The sequence below is a fragment of the Lysinibacillus sp. FSL K6-0232 genome (genome assembly GCF_038008325.1).
Classification (GTDB): Bacteria; Bacillota; Bacilli; order Bacillales_A; family Planococcaceae; genus Lysinibacillus.
Genome location: NZ_JBBOYW010000001.1, coordinates 3,565,037 through 3,589,188, shown reverse-complemented (window position 1 = coordinate 3,589,188; position 24,152 = coordinate 3,565,037). Strand labels below are relative to the sequence as shown.

General features: G+C 39.3%; 20 protein-coding genes, 1 rRNA gene and 1 riboswitch. Of the genes, 20 read left to right on the top strand and 1 reads right to left on the bottom strand.

Annotation, left to right across the window (positions count from 1 at the left end):
- The first annotated feature begins 111 nt into the window (after positions 1-111).
- The 14 genes from rrf (at position 112) to purD (ending at position 14,997) form a co-directional block, all read left to right on the top strand.
- A 5S ribosomal RNA gene (gene rrf, locus MHB42_RS17630) occupies positions 112-227 on the top strand.
- 990 nt (positions 228-1,217) lie between these two features.
- Complete coding sequence (locus MHB42_RS17625) at positions 1,218-1,412, top strand: NETI motif-containing protein (protein ID WP_340807775.1); 195 nt, start codon at positions 1,218-1,220, stop codon at positions 1,410-1,412.
- A gap of 93 nt (positions 1,413-1,505) precedes the next feature.
- Positions 1,506-1,604: riboswitch (purine riboswitch) on the top strand.
- Positions 1,605-1,814: 210 nt separating this feature from the next.
- Positions 1,815-2,303 carry a 5-(carboxyamino)imidazole ribonucleotide mutase gene (gene purE, locus MHB42_RS17620; RefSeq protein ID WP_340807773.1) on the top strand — a complete coding sequence of 163 codons (489 nt, stop codon included), beginning with the start codon at positions 1,815-1,817 and terminating at the stop codon, positions 2,301-2,303.
- The gene (gene purK, locus MHB42_RS17615; RefSeq protein WP_340807772.1) at positions 2,300-3,424 is read left to right on the top strand and encodes a 5-(carboxyamino)imidazole ribonucleotide synthase; all 1,125 of its coding nucleotides are present in this window, start codon (positions 2,300-2,302) and stop codon (positions 3,422-3,424) included. The genes purE and purK overlap by 4 nt, the downstream gene beginning before the upstream one ends.
- A gap of 14 nt (positions 3,425-3,438) precedes the next feature.
- The gene (purB, locus tag MHB42_RS17610) at positions 3,439-4,734 is read left to right on the top strand and encodes an adenylosuccinate lyase (protein WP_340807770.1); all 1,296 of its coding nucleotides are present in this window, start codon (positions 3,439-3,441) and stop codon (positions 4,732-4,734) included.
- Between the two features lie 94 nt (positions 4,735-4,828).
- Positions 4,829-5,539: a phosphoribosylaminoimidazolesuccinocarboxamide synthase gene (gene purC, locus MHB42_RS17605; protein ID WP_340807768.1), complete on the top strand. Its 711-nt coding sequence runs from the start codon at positions 4,829-4,831 to the stop codon at positions 5,537-5,539.
- Positions 5,540-5,541: 2 nt separating this feature from the next.
- On the top strand, positions 5,542-5,790 hold the full coding sequence (gene purS, locus MHB42_RS17600) for a phosphoribosylformylglycinamidine synthase subunit PurS (RefSeq protein ID WP_340807766.1): 249 nt from the start codon (positions 5,542-5,544) through the stop codon (positions 5,788-5,790).
- A 2-nt stretch (positions 5,791-5,792) separates the two neighbouring features.
- On the top strand, positions 5,793-6,476 hold the full coding sequence (gene purQ, locus MHB42_RS17595) for a phosphoribosylformylglycinamidine synthase subunit PurQ (protein ID WP_340807764.1): 684 nt from the start codon (positions 5,793-5,795) through the stop codon (positions 6,474-6,476).
- Positions 6,463-8,697, top strand: coding sequence for a phosphoribosylformylglycinamidine synthase subunit PurL (purL, locus tag MHB42_RS17590; protein WP_340807762.1), 2,235 nt, complete (start codon positions 6,463-6,465; stop codon positions 8,695-8,697). The genes purQ and purL overlap by 14 nt, the downstream gene beginning before the upstream one ends.
- A complete protein-coding gene (purF, locus tag MHB42_RS17585) occupies positions 8,673-10,097 on the top strand; it encodes an amidophosphoribosyltransferase (RefSeq protein WP_340807760.1) in 1,425 nt (474 codons plus the stop codon). Before purL ends, purF begins: the two co-directional genes overlap by 25 nt.
- 56 nt (positions 10,098-10,153) lie before the next feature.
- Positions 10,154-11,209, top strand: coding sequence for a phosphoribosylformylglycinamidine cyclo-ligase (purM, locus tag MHB42_RS17580; RefSeq protein WP_340807758.1), 1,056 nt, complete (start codon positions 10,154-10,156; stop codon positions 11,207-11,209).
- Positions 11,209-11,778 carry a phosphoribosylglycinamide formyltransferase gene (purN, locus tag MHB42_RS17575; protein ID WP_340807756.1) on the top strand — a complete coding sequence of 190 codons (570 nt, stop codon included), beginning with the start codon at positions 11,209-11,211 and terminating at the stop codon, positions 11,776-11,778. The genes purM and purN overlap by 1 nt, the downstream gene beginning before the upstream one ends.
- A gap of 146 nt (positions 11,779-11,924) precedes the next feature.
- The gene (purH, locus tag MHB42_RS17570) at positions 11,925-13,451 is read left to right on the top strand and encodes a bifunctional phosphoribosylaminoimidazolecarboxamide formyltransferase/IMP cyclohydrolase (protein ID WP_340807754.1); all 1,527 of its coding nucleotides are present in this window, start codon (positions 11,925-11,927) and stop codon (positions 13,449-13,451) included.
- Positions 13,452-13,740: 289 nt separating this feature from the next.
- Positions 13,741-14,997, top strand: coding sequence for a phosphoribosylamine--glycine ligase (gene purD, locus MHB42_RS17565; RefSeq protein WP_340807753.1), 1,257 nt, complete (start codon positions 13,741-13,743; stop codon positions 14,995-14,997).
- Between the two features lie 101 nt (positions 14,998-15,098).
- On the opposite strand, the gene MHB42_RS17560 is transcribed toward purD, so the two are convergent.
- Positions 15,099-15,524 carry a YgaP-like transmembrane domain gene (locus tag MHB42_RS17560; protein ID WP_340807751.1) on the bottom strand — a complete coding sequence of 142 codons (426 nt, stop codon included), beginning with the start codon at positions 15,522-15,524 and terminating at the stop codon, positions 15,099-15,101.
- 200 nt (positions 15,525-15,724) lie between these two features.
- On the opposite strand from MHB42_RS17560, the gene MHB42_RS17555 reads away from it, so the two are divergent.
- The 6 genes from MHB42_RS17555 to ligA all read left to right on the top strand — a co-directional run bounded on the left by MHB42_RS17555 (position 15,725) and on the right by ligA (position 24,114).
- Complete coding sequence (locus MHB42_RS17555) at positions 15,725-17,446, top strand: adenine deaminase C-terminal domain-containing protein (protein ID WP_340807749.1); 1,722 nt, start codon at positions 15,725-15,727, stop codon at positions 17,444-17,446.
- Between the two features lie 67 nt (positions 17,447-17,513).
- On the top strand, positions 17,514-18,572 hold the full coding sequence (locus tag MHB42_RS17550; protein WP_340807748.1) for a DUF3048 domain-containing protein: 1,059 nt from the start codon (positions 17,514-17,516) through the stop codon (positions 18,570-18,572).
- A 15-nt stretch (positions 18,573-18,587) separates the two neighbouring features.
- Positions 18,588-18,908: a YerC/YecD family TrpR-related protein gene (locus tag MHB42_RS17545; RefSeq protein WP_340807746.1), complete on the top strand. Its 321-nt coding sequence runs from the start codon at positions 18,588-18,590 to the stop codon at positions 18,906-18,908.
- Positions 18,909-19,117: 209 nt separating this feature from the next.
- The gene (locus tag MHB42_RS17540; RefSeq protein WP_340807745.1) at positions 19,118-19,807 is read left to right on the top strand and encodes a heptaprenylglyceryl phosphate synthase; all 690 of its coding nucleotides are present in this window, start codon (positions 19,118-19,120) and stop codon (positions 19,805-19,807) included.
- Positions 19,808-19,843: 36 nt separating this feature from the next.
- Positions 19,844-22,096 (top strand): DNA helicase PcrA, encoded by a 2,253-nt coding sequence (gene pcrA / locus MHB42_RS17535; RefSeq protein WP_340807743.1) that lies wholly within the window; start codon positions 19,844-19,846, stop codon positions 22,094-22,096.
- Positions 22,097-22,110: 14 nt separating this feature from the next.
- The gene (gene ligA / locus MHB42_RS17530; protein ID WP_340807741.1) at positions 22,111-24,114 is read left to right on the top strand and encodes an NAD-dependent DNA ligase LigA; all 2,004 of its coding nucleotides are present in this window, start codon (positions 22,111-22,113) and stop codon (positions 24,112-24,114) included.
- The last annotated feature ends 38 nt before the right edge of the window (positions 24,115-24,152 follow it).

Sequence of the window (24,152 nt, the reverse complement as noted above, 5' to 3'; positions counted from 1 at the left end):
TTTGACGCAATTCAATGCACTGTTTATCCAGTTTTGAAAGAACAAGAAAGTTTTAAAAAAAGCTTGCAATGATAACAAAACCTGTTATAATAAATCTTGTCTTTTAAATAGTCTAGTGATAATGGCAAAGAGGTCACACCCGTTCCCATCCCGAACACGGAAGTTAAGCTCTTTCGCGCCGATGGTAGTTGGGGGCTTCCCCCTGTGAGAGTAGGACGTCGCTAGGCAATCTATAAAAAGTCATGGAATATATTCCATGACTTTTTTGTATGTAAAATTCTATCTCCTTGTAACTATCGTTACGTTACACTATCACTATGTTTTTACATAAAAAAATTTGCTCTGCCTGAAGATTAAGATATTAGTAGAGCTCAAATAGTTTTCCAATTCTATTAAAGTCTGCTCCTCTCTACAGATATATACAGCTATAGCTTGATATAGCAACCTCTACTTGCAGTCAATAGTCAGCTATTATAAGGGCTGGCTACCGAACCCTGTTTTCAATGTTCATCCCCTCCTTGTAAAGTGGTACTATTTATAATATTGCTTAACCAGAAGATAATGATAAAAACTGTTTTCCATAACCCGTCTTAAAAAACGCTTGGTAGTTTCAAATGCTTATAAGAAACATTATCCCTTTTATAACTTGGCTTTACAATTACATATAAATAGCACAATGAGCGTCTTTTCACTTTTATTACCTGCTTCTTAAGTAACTTTATTTAATAAAACCTCAGTTCAGAATTTAATAGTATGAAAAACCTTATTATGGCTCTTTACACCCTAGTTTTATAAAGTAATAAAAAAATGATATGATAAACAAAATGTTACAATTGTCTATAACAAATGCTAATAAATAGAAATAAAAGGGGTTTTATAATGGAGGATTAAAAATGAGGCATAATATTTTTACAAGTATATCGATTTTGTGTCTTTTATTAATAATCTTTATGTTTGGCCATGATTCGACAAAGTGGTATGGAGCTTTTTTTAAGTTGCTTTATGAACTAAGCGGGTTTATGCCATTTATTTTAAGTATAATTGGTATTATCAGTGCATTATTCGGCATTAATGGTGATTTTCGTAAGATACTTGTTGTGCTACATTTACTATTATTGTTCATTTTGTTAGGTATCTATTTTATAGCTTGACTAAAATTGGTAGCTTTTTCAAAGCATAATGAAGTTCAAATGATTAAGGTTGAAAGGAAGTCAAAATTGGGAAAAAAACAAATTTGGTATGAAGTGCAAGAACATGAATCCATTGATGAATGTTTAGCAAGAATGCGTAAGGATGGGTATATAGCGGTTGGTAGAAAGGAAGAGCCAATTTTTCATCTAGTAAATAATGAGCCGACATATTTACGCCAAAAAATTCAATTTAAAGCTATGCTCATTCAGGATATGGAGTAAATATAAATAAAATCCGAATGTTTTATATTAACATTAAAAAAATGTTCGTATTTTTGCATTGACGATAAGGGAATCCCTTGTTAAAATGTGAGAAGGAAAAACAAATAAATCCCACATATATGCTAGAGGATTGGCTCTAGTGTTTCTACCCGGCACCGTAAATGCTGGACTATGCGGGAAAGCGCTTTTGGAATGCTACAAGAGGATCGATGTATAGATTTATACATGGATATATTCTTGTCTTTATAAGTCCTCAAGTAAGCTGCTTTCGCGTGTATGGTAGAGAGTAGTTTAGTTGGGGATTTTTTTGTCAAGGAAGAGAAAAATTGCAGGCGCTATGAGAGAATAGAGGCTTGCACAATAATTGATCATTTTTCTATCGTTTAAAAGGAGCGACAATTTATGAATCCGAAAATCGGTGTCATTATGGGGAGTTCAAGTGACTGGGAAACAATGAAACATGCATGTGATATATTAGATGAATTACAAGTACCATATGAAAAAAAGGTTGTATCTGCACATCGTACACCTGATTTAATGTTTGAGTATGCTGAAACAGCACGCGAACGAGGTATACAGGTGATTATTGCAGGAGCAGGTGGAGCTGCACATTTACCAGGAATGGTAGCAGCGAAAACAACATTGCCAGTTATTGGTGTACCTGTTCAATCACGTGCACTAAATGGACTTGATTCATTATTATCTATTGTTCAAATGCCTGGTGGTGTGCCTGTAGCAACTGTAGCCATTGGTAAAGCTGGGTCAACAAATGCAGGATTACTTGCAGTGCAAATTTTGTCGACAACTGATACGGAGCTTGCTACTAAATTGGATGCTAGACGTGAGGCAACAAAACAGCAAGTAGTAGAAAGCTCAGGTGACTTAGTGTGACAAAAATAATTTACCCTGGACAAACGATTGGAATTATAGGCGGAGGGCAGCTTGGTCGAATGATGGCACTTGCTGCAAAGGAATCCGGCTTTAAAATTGCGGTGCTTGAACCAGCAATGGACTCACCGTGTGGGCAGGTAGCTGATATTCGTATTGTAGCACCTTACGATGATGAAGCTGCATTGGAAGAGCTTGCAGAAGTGAGTGATGTGATCACATATGAATTTGAAAATATCGATTATGAAGGTTTAAAACGATTATCACAAATTGCGTATGTTCCTCAAGGAGCTGAGTTAGTGCGCATTACACAAAACCGTATAACAGAAAAGGATGCCATTGTGAAGGCTGGTTGTCCGGTAGCACCTTATATTGTAGCAAGAACTTATGAAGAATTAGTAGCCAATATTGATTCCATTGGGTATCCTTGTATAGTCAAAACAGCAAGAGGTGGTTACGATGGCAAAGGGCAACAGCTTTTAAAATCAGCAGCAGACCTACCTTTGGCAGAAGAATTATTTATTCATTCACAATGTATTGCAGAAGGGTTTGTACCTTTTGTAAAAGAGGTATCGGTTATTGTCCAAAGAAATGGGGACGGTGAATCATATTGTCAGCCTGTTGGAGAGAATATTCATGTGCATCATATTTTACATGAAACGATTGTACCTGCACGTATAACAGAAGATACAGCTCAAACTGCAGAGCGTGAAGCTTTAAAAATTGCAGATTACTTACATTTAGTAGGAACTTTAGCGGTAGAAATGTTTGTATTAGAAGATGGGCGCATTGTTATTAATGAATTAGCACCAAGGCCTCATAACTCAGGTCACTATTCAATAGAGGCATGTAATATTTCACAGTTCCATCAGCATATCCGTGCGGTTTGTGGTTGGCCATTACGTAAGCCACAGCTTTGGGCACCATCCATTATGGTCAATGTATTAGGACAGCATGTCGTGCCATTAAGTAACTCAATTGCTAAATATCCTGAATGGTCTATTCATCTTTATGGGAAAGCTGAGGCTAAGGTGAACCGTAAAATGGGCCATGTAACGATTATGACAAAAAACCTAGAGGAAACATTACAACAAATTGAGCATTCTGGTATTTGGTCAGAATAAGAAGGAGATACACGATGATTGAACGTTATACAAGACCCGAAATGGGCGCAATTTGGACAGAGCAAAATAAATATCAAGCTTGGCTAGAAGTAGAAATTTTAGCGTGTGAGGCTTGGGCAGAGTTAGGCGAAATCCCAAAAGAGGACGTTGCTAAAATTCGTGAAAATGCTTCATTTGATGTAAATCGTATTTTAGAAATTGAACAAGAAACACGTCATGATGTTGTAGCTTTTACACGTGCCGTTTCTGAAACGCTTGGTGAAGAGCGTAAATGGGTACATTATGGTTTAACATCTACAGACGTAGTGGACACTGCGCTTTCTTATTTAATCAAACAAGCTAATACGATTTTACGTAAGGATATAGTAAATTTTATTGATATTATTGCTGCAAAGGCAAAGGAACATAAATATACAGTTATGATGGGGCGTACGCATGGTGTACATGCAGAGCCAACAACTTTCGGCTTAAAGCTTGGCTTATGGTATGAGGAAATGAAGCGTAACCTTGAACGCTTTGATGCGGCTGCTCAAGTAATTGAAACAGGGAAAATGTCTGGGGCTGTTGGTACATATGCCAATATCGATCCTCGTGTTGAACAATATGTATGCGATAAATTAGGGCTTACAGCATCACCAATTTCAACGCAAACTTTACAGCGTGATCGCCATGCACAATATTTAGGTGCATTAGCCTTAATTGCAACATCTATTGAAAAATTCGCAACAGAAATTCGTGGCTTACAAAAATCAGAAACACGTGAAGTAGAGGAAGCCTTTGCAAAGGGGCAAAAAGGGTCATCAGCAATGCCGCATAAACGTAATCCAATCGGCTCTGAAAATATGGTCGGTATGTCGCGTTTAATGCGTGGTTATATGGTGACAGCGTATGAAAATGTCGCTTTATGGCATGAACGTGATATTTCACACTCATCGGCAGAGCGTGTTATTTTACCTGATGCAACGATTACTCTTAACTATATGTTAAATCGCTTCGGTAATATTGTGAAAAACTTAACAGTATTCCCTGATAATATGAAACGTAATATGGATCGCACATTTGGTCTTATTTATTCTCAACGCATTTTACTAGCATTGATTGATAAGGGCTTAGTACGTGAGGAAGCATATGATACAGTACAGCCTTTAGCAATGCAGGCATGGGACGAGCAAGTTCAGTTCCGTACATTAGTGGATGCTAGCGAAAAAATCACGTCCTATTTAACAAAAGAAGAGCTGGATGAGTGCTTTGATTACAACTATCACTTACAGCATGTAGATATGATTTTTGAACGATTAGGACTGAACTAATATTCGTGAAAAGTTTCAGAGTTGAATCGTAGAGATACGGTTCAATTCTGAACATTACTACAGGTGGATTTCATAATATCAGGGGGAAAACGACATGACGAAAGGTCAACTTTTGTATGAAGGTAAAGCAAAAAGATTGTATACAACAGAGGAGCCAAATGTGCTGCTTGTTGAATATAAGGATAGTGCAACAGCGTTTAATGGTGAAAAGAAAGAGGAAATTGAAGGTAAGGGTGTATTAAATAATCGCATTACTTCATTAATTTTCGAAAAATTACAAGCTAACGGAATTGCGTCACATTTCGTAAAACAACTATCAGATACACAGCAGCTTGTAAAAAAAGTAGAGATTATCCCAATTGAAGTGGTCGTTCGTAATATAGCAGCAGGGAGCTTGGCAACACGTCTTGGTCTTGATGAAGGGGCACCGTTAAAACGACCTATCGTTGAATTTTATTATAAAGATGATACTTTAGGCGACCCATTTATTACAACAGAGCATATTGACATACTGGAGCTTGCAACACCTGCTGAAGTAACTACTATTTACGAGAAGGCACTAGCCGTTAACAAAGTTTTACAGCCAATTTTTGAAGAAGTTAATGTGACACTGATTGACTTTAAATTAGAGTTTGGTCGTGATGCAGATGGCACTGTATTATTGGCAGATGAAATTTCACCTGATACATGTCGACTTTGGGATGCAACAACAAAGCAAAAGTTAGACAAAGATGTTTTTCGTCGAAACCTTGGTAATTTAACTGAAGTTTATACTATTATACTTTCTAGACTCGGAGGCAAATAACAATGAAAAAAGTAAAAATCTATGTAACATTACGTGAGAGCATTCTTGACCCACAGGGCTCTGCAGTACAAGGTTCTTTAGCAAAGATTGGGTACGATGAAGTAGAAGATTTACGTATTGGTAAATATCTTGAATTAACATTAAAAGATACAGAACGAGATATTGATAGTCTAGTAAAAGAAATGTGTGAAAAGGTTTTAACGAACGTTGTAATCGAAGACTACCGTTATGAAATCGAGGAGGCTAATTAATCATGAAATTCGCGGTACTCGTATTCCCTGGGTCCAACTGTGATATTGATATGTATCATGCGATAAAGGACGAGCTAGGTGAAGAAGTAGAATATGTATGGCATACAGCAACAGATTTAAGTGGCTTTGATGGTATTTTAGTTCCTGGAGGTTTTTCATACGGCGATTATCTTCGCTGTGGCGCGATGGCAAACCAATCTAATATTATGGCAGAGGTTAAGAAAGCAGCAGAGGCTGGCAAACCTGTACTAGGTGTATGTAATGGTTTCCAAATTTTAACAGAATCAGGCTTGTTACCAGGGGCTTTATTACGCAATAAAAATTTAAAATTTATGTGCCGTACAGTGCAGCTAAAGGTAGAAAATAACAATACATTATTCACAAATCAATACGAGCAAGGTCAAATCATTAATATTCCAATCGCACATGGCGAGGGGAACTACTACTGTGATGAAGAAACTTTACAAGCATTAAAAGATAACAATCAAATTGTTTTCACATACTCAGGTGAAAATCCAAACGGTTCTTTAGCAGATATCGCAGGGATTATCAATGAGCGTGGCAATGTATTAGGGATGATGCCACACCCAGAGCGAGCTGTTGATGCACTGGTGGGCGGTGCAGATGGTCTAGCAGTATTCAAATCAATTGTGAAGCAGTGGAGGGAAAATCATGTCAACAACTAAGTTTGAGCCAACAGCACAGCAAATTAAGGATGAAAAGCTATACGCTGGTATGGGGATGTCAGACGAAGAATTTGCAATGGTAGAAGGAATTTTAGGGCGTCTACCTAACTGGACAGAAACAGGTCTTTTCTCAGTAATGTGGTCTGAGCACTGCTCCTACAAAAATTCAAAGCCTGTATTACGTAAATTCCCTACAAAAGGACCTCAAGTTTTACAAGGACCGGGTGAAGGTGCAGGGATTGTCGATATTGGTGATGAGCAAGCGGTTGTCTTTAAAATGGAATCACATAATCATCCATCTGCCATCGAACCTTATCAAGGGGCTGCAACAGGTGTAGGCGGGATTATTCGTGATGTCTTCTCAATGGGTGCGCGTCCAATTGCTATGCTAAACTCATTGCGCTTTGGTGAATTAAAATCAGCACGTGGTAAATATTTATTTGAGGAAGTTGTAGCAGGTATTGCAGGGTACGGTAACTGTATTGGTATTCCTACAGTAGGTGGCGAAATTCAATTCGACCCTTGCTATGAAGGTAATCCACTTGTAAATGCTATGTGTGTTGGTTTAATTGACCATAAAGATATTCAACGAGGTATTGCAGCAGGTGTTGGCAATACAGTGATGTATGTTGGTGCGAAAACAGGTCGTGATGGCATTCATGGTGCAACATTTGCCTCTGAGGAATTAACTGAGGAATCAGAAAACCAACGTCCAGCAGTACAAGTAGGCGATCCATTTATGGAGAAACTTTTACTTGAAGCATGTTTAGAAGTTGTAAAATCTGATGCGTTAGTTGGTATTCAAGATATGGGTGCAGCTGGACTAACTTCTTCTTCAGCAGAGATGGCTTCCAAGGCTGGTTCTGGTGTAGAAATGAACTTAGACTTAGTGCCTCAGCGTGAAACAGGGATGACAGCATATGAAATGATGTTGTCTGAATCTCAAGAGCGTATGCTATTAGTAGTGAAAAAGGGTCGCGAAGATGAAATTAAAGCGATTTTTGAAAAATATGATTTAGATGCTGTTGCCATTGGACGAGTAACGGATGATAAAATGCTTCGTCTTTTACACAATGGGGAAGTAGTGGCAGAAGTACCTGCTGATGCGCTAGCAGAGGATGCACCTGTCTATCATAAGCCATCCGCTGAACCTGCATATTATGCACAGTTCCAAGCAATCGAAAATGCAGAGCCAACTGTTACAGATTATAAAGAAACGTTAAATGCCCTTTTACAAGCACCAACAATTGCTTCTAAAGAATGGGTTTATGATCAGTACGATTATCAGGTACGTACATCAACAGTTGTTGCACCAGGGTCTGATGCGGCTGTACTTCGTGTACGTGGCACAAATAAGGGCTTGGCAATGACAACAGACTGTAACTCTCGCTATATCTACCTAGACCCAGAAGTGGGTGGGGCGATTGCGGTAGCAGAAGCAGCTCGTAATATCGTTGCCTCTGGTGGTACGCCACTTGCGATTACAGACTGCTTAAACTTTGGTAATCCAGAAAAACCAGAAATTTTCTGGCAAATTGAAAAATCCGCTGATGGTATTTCTGCTGCATGTATAGCATTAAATGCGCCAGTTATTGGTGGGAACGTATCACTTTATAATGAACGCTCAGGAGAAGCGGTTTACCCAACACCAACAATTGGTATGGTTGGTCTTATTGAAGACTTAGCCCATGTAACAACGCAGGAAGTAAAAGCTGCTGGGGATATTGTATTTGTCATTGGTGAAACAAATACAGAATTTGGTGGCTCAGAGCTGCAAAAGCTATTAAACGATGGTGTGATTTCAGGGAAAGCACCTGCGATTGATTTAGAGGTGGAGGCTGCGCGTCAGCAAGCACTATTAAAAGCGATTAAAGCGGGGCTTATCCAATCTGCCCATGATGTGGCTGAGGGCGGTCTTGCTGTTGCACTTGCCGAAACAACATTTAATGCAAATGGTCTTGGCATTGAGGTAACATTAACAGGCTCTGCAACAACGGCATTATTTAGTGAAAGTCAATCGCGCTTTGTTGTAACAGTAAAAGAAGAAAATGCTGCAGCGTTTGTAGAAATCGTAAAAGATGCACAGAAAATTGGTGTCGTAACAAATGATGCACTTGTGAAAATCAGCGGAGACAAAGGTGTGCTTATAGAAGGTACAGTGGAGGAATTCCGTTCTAATTGGAAAGGAGCAATCCCATGCTTGCTGAACTCAGAGGCTTAAACGAAGAATGTGGGGTGTTTGGTATTTGGGGTAACCCAAATCCAGCACACCTTAGCTACTATGGGCTTCATGCTCTTCAACACCGTGGACAAGAAGGCGCTGGTATCGTTGTTTCTGACGGACAGCACCTTCGTGCAGTGAAAGGCGAAGGATTAGTGAATGATGTTTTTAATGAAGATAAATTAAAAGCAGTGGACGGCAAAGCAGCTATTGCCCATGTTCGTTATACAACTGCTGGTGGTGGTGGCATTGAAAATGTCCAACCATTATTATTTCATTCTTCAACTGGTAGCCTTTCCATTGCTCATAACGGTAACTTAGTCAATGCGACGCATTTAAAGCAGTATTTAGAGCGTCAAGGTAGTATTTTCCATTCAAGCTCTGATACAGAAGTGTTGGCGCATCTTATTAAGAAAAGCTCGCATTCACCATTCCGTGCGAAGGTGAAAAATGCCCTATCTTTATTAAAAGGTGCCTATTCTTTCTTAATTATGACAAAGGATGAAATGCTTGTTGCACGTGACCCATATGGTTTACGCCCATTATCTCTTGGCAAGCTAGGAGATGGCTGGGTGGTAGCTTCTGAAACTTGCGCATTTGATTTAATTGGTGCAGAGTTTGTTCGCTCTGTGGAGCCAGGTGAGCTATTAATTATTAATGATGAAGGTGTTAAATCTGACCGCTTTACAGATATGGACAAGCGTGCTATGTGTGCAATGGAATATGTTTATTTAGCACGTCCTGATTCAGATATTGATGGTATTAATGTTCATATGGCACGTAAACGTATGGGTAAACAGCTTGCGCGTGAATGTGCACATATCGAGGCAGATGTTGTAACAGGTGTGCCTGATTCAAGCATTTCTGCTGCAATTGGCTTTGCAGAGGAAAGTGGCATTCCTTATGAGCTAGGTCTTATTAAAAACCGTTATGTTGGTCGTACCTTTATTCAGCCGACACAGGAGCTACGTGAACGTGGTGTGAAAATGAAGCTGTCCCCAGTTGTTCAAGTTGTAAAGGGTAAACGTGTAATAATGGTGGACGATTCCATTGTACGTGGTACAACATCACGTCGTATTGTCAAAATGCTAAAGGATGCAGGTGCGGCAGAGGTGCATGTTGTGATTTCTTCACCACCGATGACAAACCCTTGCTATTATGGCATTGATACCTCTACACATGAAGAGCTGATTGCATCCAGTCATAATGTAGATGAAATTCGTGAAGCAATTGGTGCAGATTCTCTAACATTCCTTTCTACTGAGGGAATGGTAGAAACAATTGCACGACCATATGAAGATGACAACCGTGGACTATGTCTAGCATGTTTTACAGGCAAATATCCAACAGAGATTTTCCCGGATACCATCTTACCACATGAAAAAGAACTATTACGTTAAGAAAACAATACCACCTCTAGAATGAGGGCGATTTGGATAATAAGGAGGAACTCTGCGTGTCAAAAGCATATGAACAAGCAGGTGTAAATATTGAAGCAGGCTATGAAGCCGTGAAACGAATGAAATCTCATGTTGAACGTACAAACCGTCTAGGTGTGATGGGAGCATTTGGTGGCTTTGGTGGTATGTTTGACTTGTCAGAACTAAATCTTCAAGAACCTGTTCTTATTTCAGGGACAGATGGTGTTGGGACAAAGCTAAAGCTAGCATTTATGGTGGATAAGCACGATACAATTGGCGTGGACTGTGTAGCCATGTGTGTCAATGATATTGTAGCGCAAGGAGCAGAGCCGCTATACTTTTTAGATTATGTAGCACTTGGGAAAGCAGAGCCTGCAAAAATTGAGCAAATTGTTAAAGGTGTTGCAGATGGCTGTGTCCAATCAGGAGCTGCATTAATCGGCGGTGAAACGGCAGAAATGCCGGGGCTTTATGAGGAAGATGAATATGATTTAGCTGGCTTTGCAGTAGGCGCTTGCGAAAAGTCTGCCATTATTACAGGTGAAAATATTGTCGAAGGCGATGTGCTTATTGGTATTGCATCAAGCGGTGTGCATTCAAATGGTTATTCGTTAGTCCGTAAAATTGTTTTTGCAGATCAGCAATATGCGGTGGATGCTATTGTCGAAGGCTACGAAGATTTAGGCCCAATCGGTGAGGCGCTTCTCGTGCCAACAAAGCTATATGCTAAGCCAGTATTAGCGGCTTTAAAGGCAGCCGAAGTTCATGGCTGTGCACATGTTACAGGTGGCGGCTTCTATGAAAATCTACCACGTATGATGCCAGAAGGCTTAGCAACTGAAATTGATTTAGGCTCATGGCCAGTTTTGCGTATTTTTGAGCTTTTAAAAGATAAAGGTCAATTAGCAGATAAAGATTTATATAATGTTTTTAATATGGGGATTGGCTTTGTCATTGCTGTTGCAGCAGAGGAAGCTGAAAAGGTAATTGCGGCAGTAGAGGCAAATGGTGAAAAGGCGTATACAATTGGTCGCGTTGTAAAGGGTGATGGCGTTATCTTTAACGGTTCACATGATGGGAGTTTAGTGTAATGACTGCACCGACAAAAATCGCCGTGTTTGCGTCAGGCAGCGGCAGTAATTTTCAAGCGATTCAAGAGGCTATTGAGCGTGGTGAACTACATGCAAAAATTGAGCTTGTTGTGACAGATAAACCGGGAGCATTTGTTGTCACACGTGCTGATCATTTTGGCATTCCTGTACTTGCATTAAATCCAAAAGAATTTGCATCAAAAGCAGCCTATGAAACAGCTATTATTGAGGTTTTACATAAATATGATGTGAAATGGATTGTGCTTGCAGGGTATATGCGTTTAATTAGTGATGTACTATTAGCGGCATATCCACAGCGCATTGTCAATATTCATCCCTCTTTATTGCCAGCTTTTCCCGGGAAAGATGCCATTGGTCAGGCAATGAATCATGGTGTAAAGGTAACGGGTGTGACTGTGCATTTTGTAGATGAGGGAATGGATACAGGTCCCATTATTGCACAGGTTGCTGTACCAGTTATTGAAGGAAATCGTGAAGCAACAGAGGCAGAGATTCATAAGCAAGAGCATTTATTGTATACAAAGGCTTTGCAGCAATTATTACAGTAAGCAATGTTTTTGAGTGTGCTCAAAAAGCTTGAACTAAGATACATCAAAGGGGTTAGGTCAAGTACCTTCTTACCAACAAGACCTAACTCTACCAATCTAGCAAGTTACTTCGTGGTCAACACGATAAAAATTAGGAGGATATTGTTGTGACAAAACGTGCATTAATTAGTGTTTCCAATAAAGATGGTATTTTAGAATTTGCAAAGGAATTAGTAGCATTAGGTTATGAAATTTTATCAACTGGCGGTACAAAAAAAATGTTACAGGATAATGCTGTAGCTGTAACAGCTGTCGATGAAGTAACGAGATTTCCTGAAATTTTAGATGGTCGCGTGAAAACATTAAATCCAATGATTCATGGTGGTCTATTAGGAAAGTTTGACGATGCTTCCCATCAAGCACAAATGAATGAGCATGGTATTGAACCAATTGAAATTGTTTGTGTCAACTTATATCCATTTGTTGAAACAATTTCAAAGCCTAATGTAACTTGGGAGGATGCGATTGAAAACATCGATATCGGTGGCCCAACAATGTTACGTTCTGCTGCAAAAAACCATCAGTATGTAACGGTTATCGTAGATAGCAATGACTATGCAAATGTATTAGAGGAACTAAAAGCTAATGGTGCAACAACTATAGAAACACGTCGTAAATTAGCTGCGAAAGTTTTCCGTCACACAGCCGCTTATGATTCTTATATCTCTAATTATTTAACAGAAGAAGAGTTTCCAGAGAGCTTAACATTAACATATGAATTAAAACAAAACTTACGCTATGGTGAAAACCCACATCAGCAAGCAGCATTTTACCAAAAACGTCTTGGCTCTGACTTTTCATTGGCTTATGCTACACAGCTACATGGTAAGGAATTATCCTATAATAATATTCAGGATGGCAATGCAGCATTGCAAATCGTCAAGGAATTTGATATGCCAGCAGCGGTAGCCGTAAAGCATATGAATCCTTGTGGTGTTGGCACAGGAGATACACTCGGGGCAGCGTTTGATAAAGCATATGAAGCGGATCCAACATCTATTTTTGGTGGCATTATTGCACTAAATCGTGAGGTAGATGCGGCAACAGCAGAAAAGCTAAGCCATATTTTCCTAGAAATTATTATTGCGCCTGCTTTCTCACAAGAAGCACTAGATATTTTAACACAAAAGAAAAATATTCGTTTATTAACAATTCCATTTGAACAAGCAAAGCAAGATCAATTTAATGTTGTTTCTGTGGAAGGTGGCCTGTTAGTACAAGAGCCAGATTGTTATGGCTTTGGTGATGCAGAGATTCAAGTGGTAACAGATCGTGAACCAACAGAAGAGGAATGGGAAGCCTTAAAGCTTGGTTGGTCTGTTGTCAAACATGTGAAATCAAATGCCATTGTTGTGACAGATGCTCATATGACGCTTGGTGTAGGTGCAGGGCAAATGAACCGTGTAGGTGCAGCTAAAATTGCCTTTGAGCAAGCTGGAGAAAAAGCACAAGGAGCTGCACTTGCATCAGATGCCTTTTTCCCAATGAGCGATACGGTTGAGGCAGCAGCGGCAGCAGGCATTACAGCAATTATTCAGCCAGGCGGCTCAATAAAAGACCAAGATTCGATTGATAAAGCAAATGAATATGGCATTGCTATGGTATTTACAGGCGTACGTCATTTCAAACATTAAAATAGCAAGGTATAGACCGAGATAGTGGATCAATTATGCCTCAGCATAACTGCTGACGCTTTGCTTTCACGCAGATAAACAATGTGTCCAGATTTTTTTCGAGTGTGCTCGAAAAACTCCTTTTCAAAATCTGTGACATCCGCCGGTGCCTTTATCTTGGTTCAGTGGATGTTTAGCTATTTGTTGAACAAAGAGGAAACTAGACAGCTACCTCTATCTTAAAGAAGGATAAATACTGAACCAAGATAAAGCATCTTGGTCTTATGTACACAGAGGAGGATTTTTAAAAATGAATGTATTAGTAATTGGAAGTGGCGGTCGTGAGCATGCAATCGCTAAACAATTTAGTATTTCGCCATCCGTCAGCAAAGTATTTGTAGCACCAGGCAATGATGGAATGCGCAATGATGCAGAGGTTGTTCACATTGATACAATGGACTTTGCTGGTCTTGCACAGTTTGCCAAGGAAAATAGTATTGATTTAACATTTGTCGGTCCTGAACAGCCGCTTGCAGCAGGCATTGTTGATTTCTTTGTAGAGCGTGGCTTACGCATCTTTGGTCCAACAAAGGCAGCGGCACAAATTGAAAGCAGTAAATCCTATGCAAAAGAAGTGATGAATAAATATAATATCCCGACAGCTGCACACGAAACATTTACAGAAGCAGAGCAGGCGATTGCTTATATTAAGAAGCAGGGAGCACCAATCGTTATTAAGGCAGATGGTCTAGCAGCAGGTAAGGGTGTTGTGGTGGCGATGACAGAGCAAGAAGCGATTGATGCTGTGCAGGATATGATTGGCAACCAGCGCTTTGGTGAGTCATCATCACGTGTTGTCATTGAAGAGTTTTTAGATGGAGAAGAATTCTCCTTTATGTCATTTGTCCATAAAGGTCAAATTTATCCAATGGTTATTGCACAGGATCATAAACGTGCTTATGATGGCGATAAAGGGCCAAATACTGGTGGGATGGGCGCTTATTCACCAGTACCACAAATTGCACAAGAGGTAGTTGAACATGCATATCAAACAATTGTAGAGCCTACTGTAAATGGTATGGAGGCAGATGGTGTGTCCTTCACAGGTATTTTATATGCAGGGCTTATTTTAACGCAAAATGGTCCAAAGGTAATTGAATTTAATGCTCGCTTTGGCGATCCAGAAACACAGGTTGTATTACCACGCATGGTATCTGATTTTGGCGCATTTATGACAGCTTTAATGGATGAGCAGCCATTTGATTTACAATGGTCAGACGAGACGATGCTAGGTGTTGTTATTGCAGCAGAGGGTTATCCTGGTGATGTGGAAAAAGGACATGCATTACCAAGTCTTGAAGCACTTTCAACATCATATGCTGTATTTCATGCAGGGACAAAATTAGTAGATGGTCAATTTGTTGGTAATGGTGGCCGTGTATTGCTAGTAGGCGCAAAGGCAGCTACATTAAAAGAAGCACAAGAAAAAGTTTATGCAGGGCTTGCAACAGAAGAATGGCAGCATTTCTTCTTCCGTAAAGATATTGGCTGGCGTACATTTAAGTAGCACAAGAAAAAGTTTTGAATAATGTAGTGAAACTTATTTGTATTTCAAACGTAAGAGGTAAGAGCCGTCCCAAAAATGGATTGGGACGGCTCTCTTTTGACTTAAGAAGGATTTTGAGCTTTATTCGTTGATGAATTGCTACTGTTTGAGGAATTTTGTGTTGAAGTGCTGGTGTTACCTTCTTTTGCAGCAGTTGTTTGTGCGTTGGATGAGTTACCAGCAATAGCCGAGGAGAAATCCTTCATGAGCTGATTAATCTGTTCAGAGGACATAGAATTTTGTCCATTGAACATACTTTGCATAGAGCTGTTCATGGCATTTTGCATATTGGAGCTTAAAATTGCCTTTGTTGGGCAGTATTTAAAGAGCCCCTCAGCCATTTTCATAGCACCTAATGCAATCATTAATCGACCTCTTGTACAATCAGGATTTCGTGACACTTTAGCGATACCAAATGCTGTTAGGCTTGTCCCCATGGCAAAGCGGCAAAATGCATTTTTTTCGCTTAAATTCGTTTGTTGCATCATAATATTTCCTCCTTTAGTCATTGTGGAAAAAATAAGCGAGGTGCACTTTGCTTTATGAAAGTGCTGTGTTACGATTGAAACAAGATGATTGCATAAAGCACAAATTTTTATGAAAACATGTGATTATGCAGTAATAGTATGTGATGTCAAATTAAATTTACACAATGAAAAATTACGCAATTTAGGAAGGAGCAAATAGTGTGGAACCGCTTTGGAGGATAACAAAAATACGCCAGCAATTAGCAGTAATTGATGGTAAAAAAGCGCCAGATATTGTATTACAAAATGCACGATATTTACATAGTATGTTGAAACAATGGATAGTAGGTAATATTTGGATTTTAGGGGATCGAATTGTTTATGCTGGTGACAGAATGCCTCCATTAGTAGAGGGAACAGAAATAGTAGATTGTACAGATAAAACAATTGTACCAGGCTATATTGAGCCACATGTACATCCATTCCAGCTATATCACCCACAATCATTTGCTGATTTTTGTGGACAGCTTGGAACAACGGCATTTATTTCTGATAATTTAAGTTTTGTTTTATCTTTAACAAATAAGAAAGCGTTTTCAATATTGGATCATTTAAAAAAGCTACCTTTTTCATTTTATTGGTGGGCACGTTTTGATTCACAAACAGAAATGGAGCAGGAGGAGGAGATTTTCTCCAATACGTCTATTCTTGAATGGCTAGGACGTAGTGATGTGTTATTAGGAGGAGAGCTGACAGGCTGGCCTAAGCTATTGCATGGTGATGATCAAATGCTCTATCGCATGCAGATGGCAAAGGTGTTAGGGAAAAAGATTGAAGGGCATTTCCCTGGGGCATCTGAAAGAACATTAGCACGTATGAAGTTACTTGGTGCAGATGGCGACCATGAGGCGATGACAGTGGAAGAAGTAGAACGTCGTATTATGCAAGGCTATGCTGTTACATTGCGCCATTCGTCGATTCGCCCAGACTTACCGCATTTACTAAAAGGTATCGTAGATAAACAATTGCCTATTTTTGATCATTTAATGATGACAACAGATGGCTCAACGCCTTCATTCCATGAGGATGGTGTGATGGACAAATGCATTCAAGTAGCTTTAGATGCAGGAGTGGCACCAATAGATGCCTATCAAATGGCTTCTTACAATATTGCGCGCTATTATAATATATCTAATTTACATGGCTTTATCGCAACAGGTCGCTTTGCTTCTTTAAATATATTACAAGATGAGTATCAACCTGTGCCAGAAAGTGTTTTATCAAAGGGTGTATGGCTGAAGCGTGATGGTAAGCGTGTGTATAATCTGGGGGATGCTGATTATACGGCTATCCCACCATTTTCATTAGATTTTTCGCTCGATTCACAGGACTTCCAGTTTTCAATGCCATTTGGAATTGAGTTAGTCAATGATGTCATTACAAAGCCTTATAATTCGCTTATTACTAGAGAGGGACAGCTCGCTAATCATGATGAGTGCTATTTAATGTTAATTAATCGACAGGGCAGTTGGCATGTAAATACGATGATTAAAGGCTTTGCTACAAATGTCCAAGGATTTGCCTCCTCTTACTCCAATACAGGTGATATTATATTGATTGGAAAAAATAAAGAAGATATGATGAAAGCCTTTGAAGAGATGAAGGCGATGCAAGGTGGCATTGTGTTAGTGGAGAAGGGAGAAGTGATTGCCACTATTCCATTAACGATTGGCGGACTACTGTATAATGGAAGTGTTGAGTCATTAATGGAGAAAGAAAAGGCTTTAAAACAAGCTTTAGCAGAGCGAGGCTATCAATTAGGAGATGCAATTTACACTTTATTATTCTTGCAATCTACACATTTACCATACATTCGTATCACGCCTAAAGGTATTTTTGATGTAATGAAAAATAAATTATTATTACCAGCGGTTATGCGCTAGTTTATAAAAATAACCATTATGTACACAATTAAAGGGATAGGTAATTGCTTAAGGGAGAGGTATATTTGTGTTGAAAGCAAAAAAAATATGGATAGCAATGGCATTTAGTATATTAGTGCTTGGTGGCTGTGCCAAAGACTCGCAACAGGTCAAAGAAGACGATAATCAAGATGTGATAGATGAGCAACCAATAGCTGAGGAGCCTGTGCAACAGCAAGCATTTACTGCACCGCTTACAGGCGAAGCTCTGCAGCAAGAGGTTACACAGCGACCGATTATCGTGACGATTAATAATCATCCAGTAGCCCGTCCACAATCAGGCTTGGCTGCTGCAGATATGATTTATGAAATGTTAGCAGAAGGTGATGTAACACGCTTTTTAGCCATTTATCAAAGTGAACTACCTCAGAATGTGGGGCCAGTGCGTAGTGCCCGCTCTTATTTTATTGATATTGCAAAAGGGTATGATGCTTTTTATGTCGCACATGGTTATAGCCCAGAGGCAAAGTCGATGCTAGAAAACCATGTGGTCGATAATATCAATGGTATGGCTCATGATGGCACACTTTTTAAGCGCTCAAATGATCGTGTTGCTCCACACAATTCTTATATATCATTTGAAAATATACTAAAAGGTGCTGAAATGGTAGACGCTTCAATGAATTACAGTAAAAAAGTGCTTCAGGCTTTTTATGAATCTGATGAACGTGGTAAAATAGGCATTGAAACAAGTCAAGTTGATATTTATTATGGAAACAGTAATGATTTCCATAATTCGTATGTGTATGATCATCAAAGTAATCAATATAAACGACAATCGGCGGGCGTGGACACAATAGATATGTTAACAGGCGAAACACTTTCATTATCAAATGTTCTATTTTTTGAAATGAATCATCGAACACTCGATAATGTTGGTCGTCAAGCAGTTGATTTAACTTCTGGTGGAAATGCGTATGTATTTCAAAATGGCTATTTAAGAGAAGTCAAATGGGCTAATGTTGATGGCATACCAATGGCTGTAGAACAATCTGGAGAGCCAGTAAAGCTCGTACCAGGTAAGTCATGGATTCATTTTGTGCCAACTTCACCAGGGTTACAAGCAATGGTGAAAACGCAGTCTTAGAAGGAGGAAACCTGCATGCAAATCGAAAAAATTCGAGGGCATCAAACAGATCAATTATTTAAAGCTGTGTTAGAGCTGAGAGATATCGAAGAATGTTATAAGTTTTTTGATGATTTATGTACAATTAGCGAAATTCAATTGTTGGCACAACGTTTTGAGGTTGCACATTTACTACGTTTAAAGAAAACCTATGAATCCATTAAAAAGGAAACAGGTGCAAGTACAGCAACTATTTCAAGGGTACGTCGTTGCTTTGATTATGGAAATGATACATATGATGAAATGCTTGGTCGTTTGTATCCTGATGAAAAGCCATTTCAAGCACCAAAAGAATAGTTGAGAAGAGGCTGGGTAGAGTTTCTACCTAGTCTTTTTCATTTTTTTGTTGGGAATCATAAGCTATACTTGTAAGCGAATCAATTATGCTCCAGCGTAACTGCGTCTAGATTTTTTCGAGTGCTCGAAAAAATCTGTGACATACGAGGGGCTTCAGTGAATGTACTTTGCTGAACTACGATAAATCGAAAATGATAGGTGGGCAATAGATGGATTATTTAGAATGGAAACATGTGTTCAAGCTAGACCCAGCAAAGGAGATTTCAAATGAACATCTTGAAAAAATTTGCGAATCTGGCACAGATGTTATTGTAGTTGGAGGAACTGATCATGTGACATTAGATGGTGTATTAGATTTACTTGTTCGTGTAAGACGCTTTGAAGTACCGATAGCACTTGAAATTTCCACAATTGATGCTGTTACACCAGGTTATGACTATTATTTTATTCCGACTGTATTAAATAGCGATGATCCAACATGGATTAAAAATTTACATCATAAGGCGATTAAAGAGTACGGAGATATTATGGTATGGGAGGAGTTAGTTGCAGAGGGATATTGCATTTTAAATCCAAATTGCAAAGTAGCGCAAGTAACTGGTGCAAAGACAGATTTAACGATTGACGATGTAGTAGCCTATGCACGGCTGGCAGAAAATTTCTTTAAGCTACCTGTATTTTATCTAGAGTACAGCGGCATGTATGGCGATCTCGAAATTGTAAGTGCCGTGAAGCAAGAATTAAAGCAGACAAAGCTATTTTATGGTGGAGGTATTACATCTGCAAAGCAAGCAGCAGAAATGGCACAATTTGCAGATACAATAATTGTTGGCAATATTATTTATGAGGATATAAAAGCTGCACTGGCAACTGTAAAAGCTGTGAAAAATACGTTATAATTTTAAGAACAAATGTTTGTGAGGTGGTAGAAGGAAATGGAGCAGTTAACCAAAAATTTATTAGCAGGTATGAACCCGGAGCAGGAGAGGGCGGTTAAAACAACAGAAGGACCATTGCTCATTATGGCGGGTGCTGGCTCAGGCAAAACGCGTGTATTAACACATCGCATTGCTTATTTAGTGATAGAAAAGGAAGTATATCCATCTAAAATTTTAGCGATTACCTTCACAAATAAGGCGGCACGTGAGATGCGTGAACGTATTGATAGCATTCTCGGTAATGGTACTGGCGATAGTATGTGGGTGTCTACGTTTCACTCAATGTGTGTAAGAATTTTGCGTCGCAATATTGATCAACTCGGTATTTCTCGTAATTTTTCGATCTTAGATTCTACTGATCAGCTATCGGTGATAAAAAATGTAATGAAGGAAGAAAATATTGATCCTAAGCGTTATGAACCACGCGCTATTTTAAATGCCATCAGTGGAGCTAAAAACGAATGCATAACAGCAGAGGACTATGCGGGAAAAATCAATGCCAGCAATCCATATGAGCAAACAGTAGCACGTGTCTATCAAGGCTATGAGAAAAGATTACGCCGCAACCAATCCCTAGATTTTGATGATTTGATTATGACGACGATTACGTTGTTTAAACGTGTACCTGAAGTGCTTGAATATTATCAAAATAAATTTCAATATATTCATGTCGATGAATATCAAGATACCAATAAATCCCAGTATTTACTTGTGCAGCTATTAGCGAAGAAGTTTAAAAATATTTGTGTTGTGGGGGATTCTGACCAATCTATTTATCGTTGGCGTGGCGCAGATATTGGCAATATTTTATCGTTTGAAAAGGATTATCCTGACGCAACAGTAATTATGCTTGAGCAAAATTATCGTTCAACAAAGCGCATCCTGCAAGCAGCTAATGACGTCATTCAAAATAATACAACACGCTATCCAAAAGAGCTGCACACAGAAAATGCTGAGGGTGAAAAAATTGTCTTATATAAAGCTTATAATGAGCAAGAAGAAGCACAATTTGTTGTCCAAACAATCCAGCAATTGATCAAAAAAGAAAATCGTTCATTTGATGACTTTGCTATTTTATATCGTACAAATGCTCAATCTCGTGTAATGGAGGAAATGCTGGTAAAGTCCAATATGGCCTATCAAATTGTAGGCGGCACAAAGTTCTATGATCGCAAAGAAATTAAGGACTTGCTTGCGTATTTACGTCTTATTGCCAACAATGATGATGATTTATCACTGGCACGTATTATTAATGAGCCAAAGCGTAGTATTGGTGCTACATCCTTTGAAAAAATGGCGCGCTATGCAATTGAGCAAGATCGCTCTATTTTTGATGCAATGAATGATCTTGTATTTATGGGCTTATCAGGAAAAGCTGCCAATTCAGCAGAGCAATTTTATACAATGATTAAAGGCTTTACAGAGATGCAAAATTATTTATCGGTTACTGAAATTGTTGAGCAAGTAATTGAGCAATCAGGCTATCGTGCAATGCTGCAAAATGAAAAAACGATTGAAGCTGAAAGTCGTTTAGAAAATATTGAAGAGTTCTTATCTGTTACAAAGGCATTTGAGGAGCGTAGTGATGATAAAAGCTTAATCGCCTTTTTAACTGATTTAGCATTAATTGCTGATATTGATGCGCTCGATAAAGAGGATGCATCGAAAGGCAATATTATTTTGATGACAATGCATGCTGCTAAAGGCTTAGAGTTCCCGATTGTTTTTATTATTGGTATGGAGGAAAATATTTTCCCACATTCACGCTCCCTTGATGATCCAGATGAAATGGAAGAGGAGCGTCGCTTGATGTATGTGGGCGTGACGCGAGCAGAGGAGCGTTTATATTTAACATGCGCACAAAGCCGCACGATTTTTGGACGTTCAAGCTATAATAATGCCTCACGATTTTTACAGGAAATTTCCGAGGATATTTTAGAGCCAATTTCAAAGGCAGCTACAAAAGCAACAACACCATTTGCAGCAAGCAATCGTTCAACGGGTGGCTCTCAAAGGCGGACACTTGGAGCCGTTCAGCAAACACAGCCTGCAACAGCACGCTTACAAGCAACAGGTGGTGACCAGTTTGGCTGGAAGGCTGGCGATAAGGCGATTCATAAAAAATGGGGAACAGGTATGGTTGTTAGTGTAAAAGGTGAAGGTGATAGTACAGAGCTGGATATCGCTTTTCCACAACCAGTGGGCATTAAGCGATTATTAGCTCAATTTGCACCGATTGAAAAAGCGTAAGCGGAGGAACTTACATGAACGAAATTGAACAACGTATAGCGGAGTTAAATCAATTATTGCATGAGTATGGACATGCCTATTATGTATTGGATAAGCCTGTTGTAGCTGATAGTGTTTATGATCAATTAATGCAGGAGCTTATTGCATTAGAAGAAGCAAACCCTTCACTAATCTACCCTGACTCACCGACACAGCGTGTTGGTGGGGCAGTGGTAGAGGGCTTTAAAAAGGTAACGCATGATTACCCGATGCTTAGTTTATCAAATGCCTTTAATGAAGCGGATTTACGGGAGTTTGACCGCAGAGTTCGACAGGCAATTGGTGATCATTTCTCTTATGTATGTGAGTTGAAAATAGATGGTCTTGCTATTTCATTGAAATATGAAAACGGCGTATTTGTACAAGGGTCAACACGAGGCGATGGTGTTGTAGGTGAAGATATTACAGCTAATTTAAAGACAATTCGAGCAATACCGCTGCGCTTAAAGGAGCCTATTACAATTGAAGTACGCGGCGAAGCCTATATGCCGAAAAAATCCTTTGAAAAATTAAATGAACAGCGTGCAGAAAACGGTGAGGAGCTGTTTGCGAACCCACGTAATGCTGCTGCGGGTTCATTGCGTCAGCTAGACCCTAAAATTGCAGCAAGCCGTCAATTATCAACCTTTATTTATGCAATTGGTGGCGATGGAGAGGCATATGGTATTGATGGACATGCAGAAATGCTAGACTATTTAGAGAGCTTGGGATTCCCTTCCAACAAAGAGCGTCAACGCTGTACAACAATTGAAGAGGTAATGGCTTTTATTGAGCATTGGACAGAAAATCGTCTAAATTTAGCCTATGAAATTGATGGTATTGTCATTAAGGTTGACCGCTACGCACAGCAGGATGAGCTAGGCTATACAGCCAAAAGCCCGCGCTGGGCAATTGCTTATAAATTTCCTGCGGAGGAAGTTATCACAACATTGCTAGATATTGATTTAACAGTAGGACGTACAGGCGTTGTGACCCCAACTGCTATCTTAGCACCAGTGCAAGTAGCGGGAACAACTGTCCAGCGTGCATCATTACACAATGAAGATTTAATTCGCGATAAGGATATTCGCCTTGGAGATACAGTGATTATTAGAAAAGCAGGCGATATTATTCCACAGGTTGTAGGTGTACTACTGGAGCAGCGTCCTGCAGATTCTGTGCCATATGTAATGCAAAAAAACTGCCCCGTATGTGATAGTGAGCTTATTCGTATTGAAGGGGAAGTTGCACTACGCTGTGTAAATCCTGCCTGCTTTGCACAAATTGCAGAAAGCATTAAATATTTTGTTTCACGTAATGCCATGAATATTGATGGTTTAGGGGATAAAGTAGTTGAACAATTATTGCGTGCAGATTTAATTCATGATGTATCTGATTTATATCATTTAACAGTTGAACAGCTTGTTGAATTAGAACGAATGGGCGAAAAATCAGCAACAAATTTAGTCAATGCGATTCAGGCTTCGAAAGAAAATTCGATGGAGCGATTATTAATCGGCTTAGGTATTCGACATGTTGGAGAAAAGGCAGCAAAGATTGTATCAGAGCAATTTGGTTCAATGGAGGCATTAATGGCGGCTACAGAGGAAGAACTAGTAGCAATTCATGAGATTGGCGATAAAATGGCTTCATCTCTTGTTGAATACTTTGCAAATGAAGATGCTCGTGCAGTGATTGAACGCCTTGCTGAGGTAGGCGTTAATATGACTTATAAAGGGAAGAAAGTAGAGGCTGTAATCGGTGACAATCCTTTTGCAGGTAAAACAATTGTCTTAACTGGTAAACTTGAGCAATTGACACGTAACGAAGCAAAGGCGAAAATAGAAGAGTTAGGTGGTACTGTGACAGGCAGTGTTAGCAAAAAAACAGATCTTGTGATCGCGGGTGCGGACGCAGGCTCTAAGCTAACAAAGGCTGAGCAATTAGGCATTGACATTTGGAACGAGGAAACCTTAATTGAGCAACTTAGTCTTATTTAACAGCTTTAAAATTGATTATTCGTAAAGGAGCATTAAAT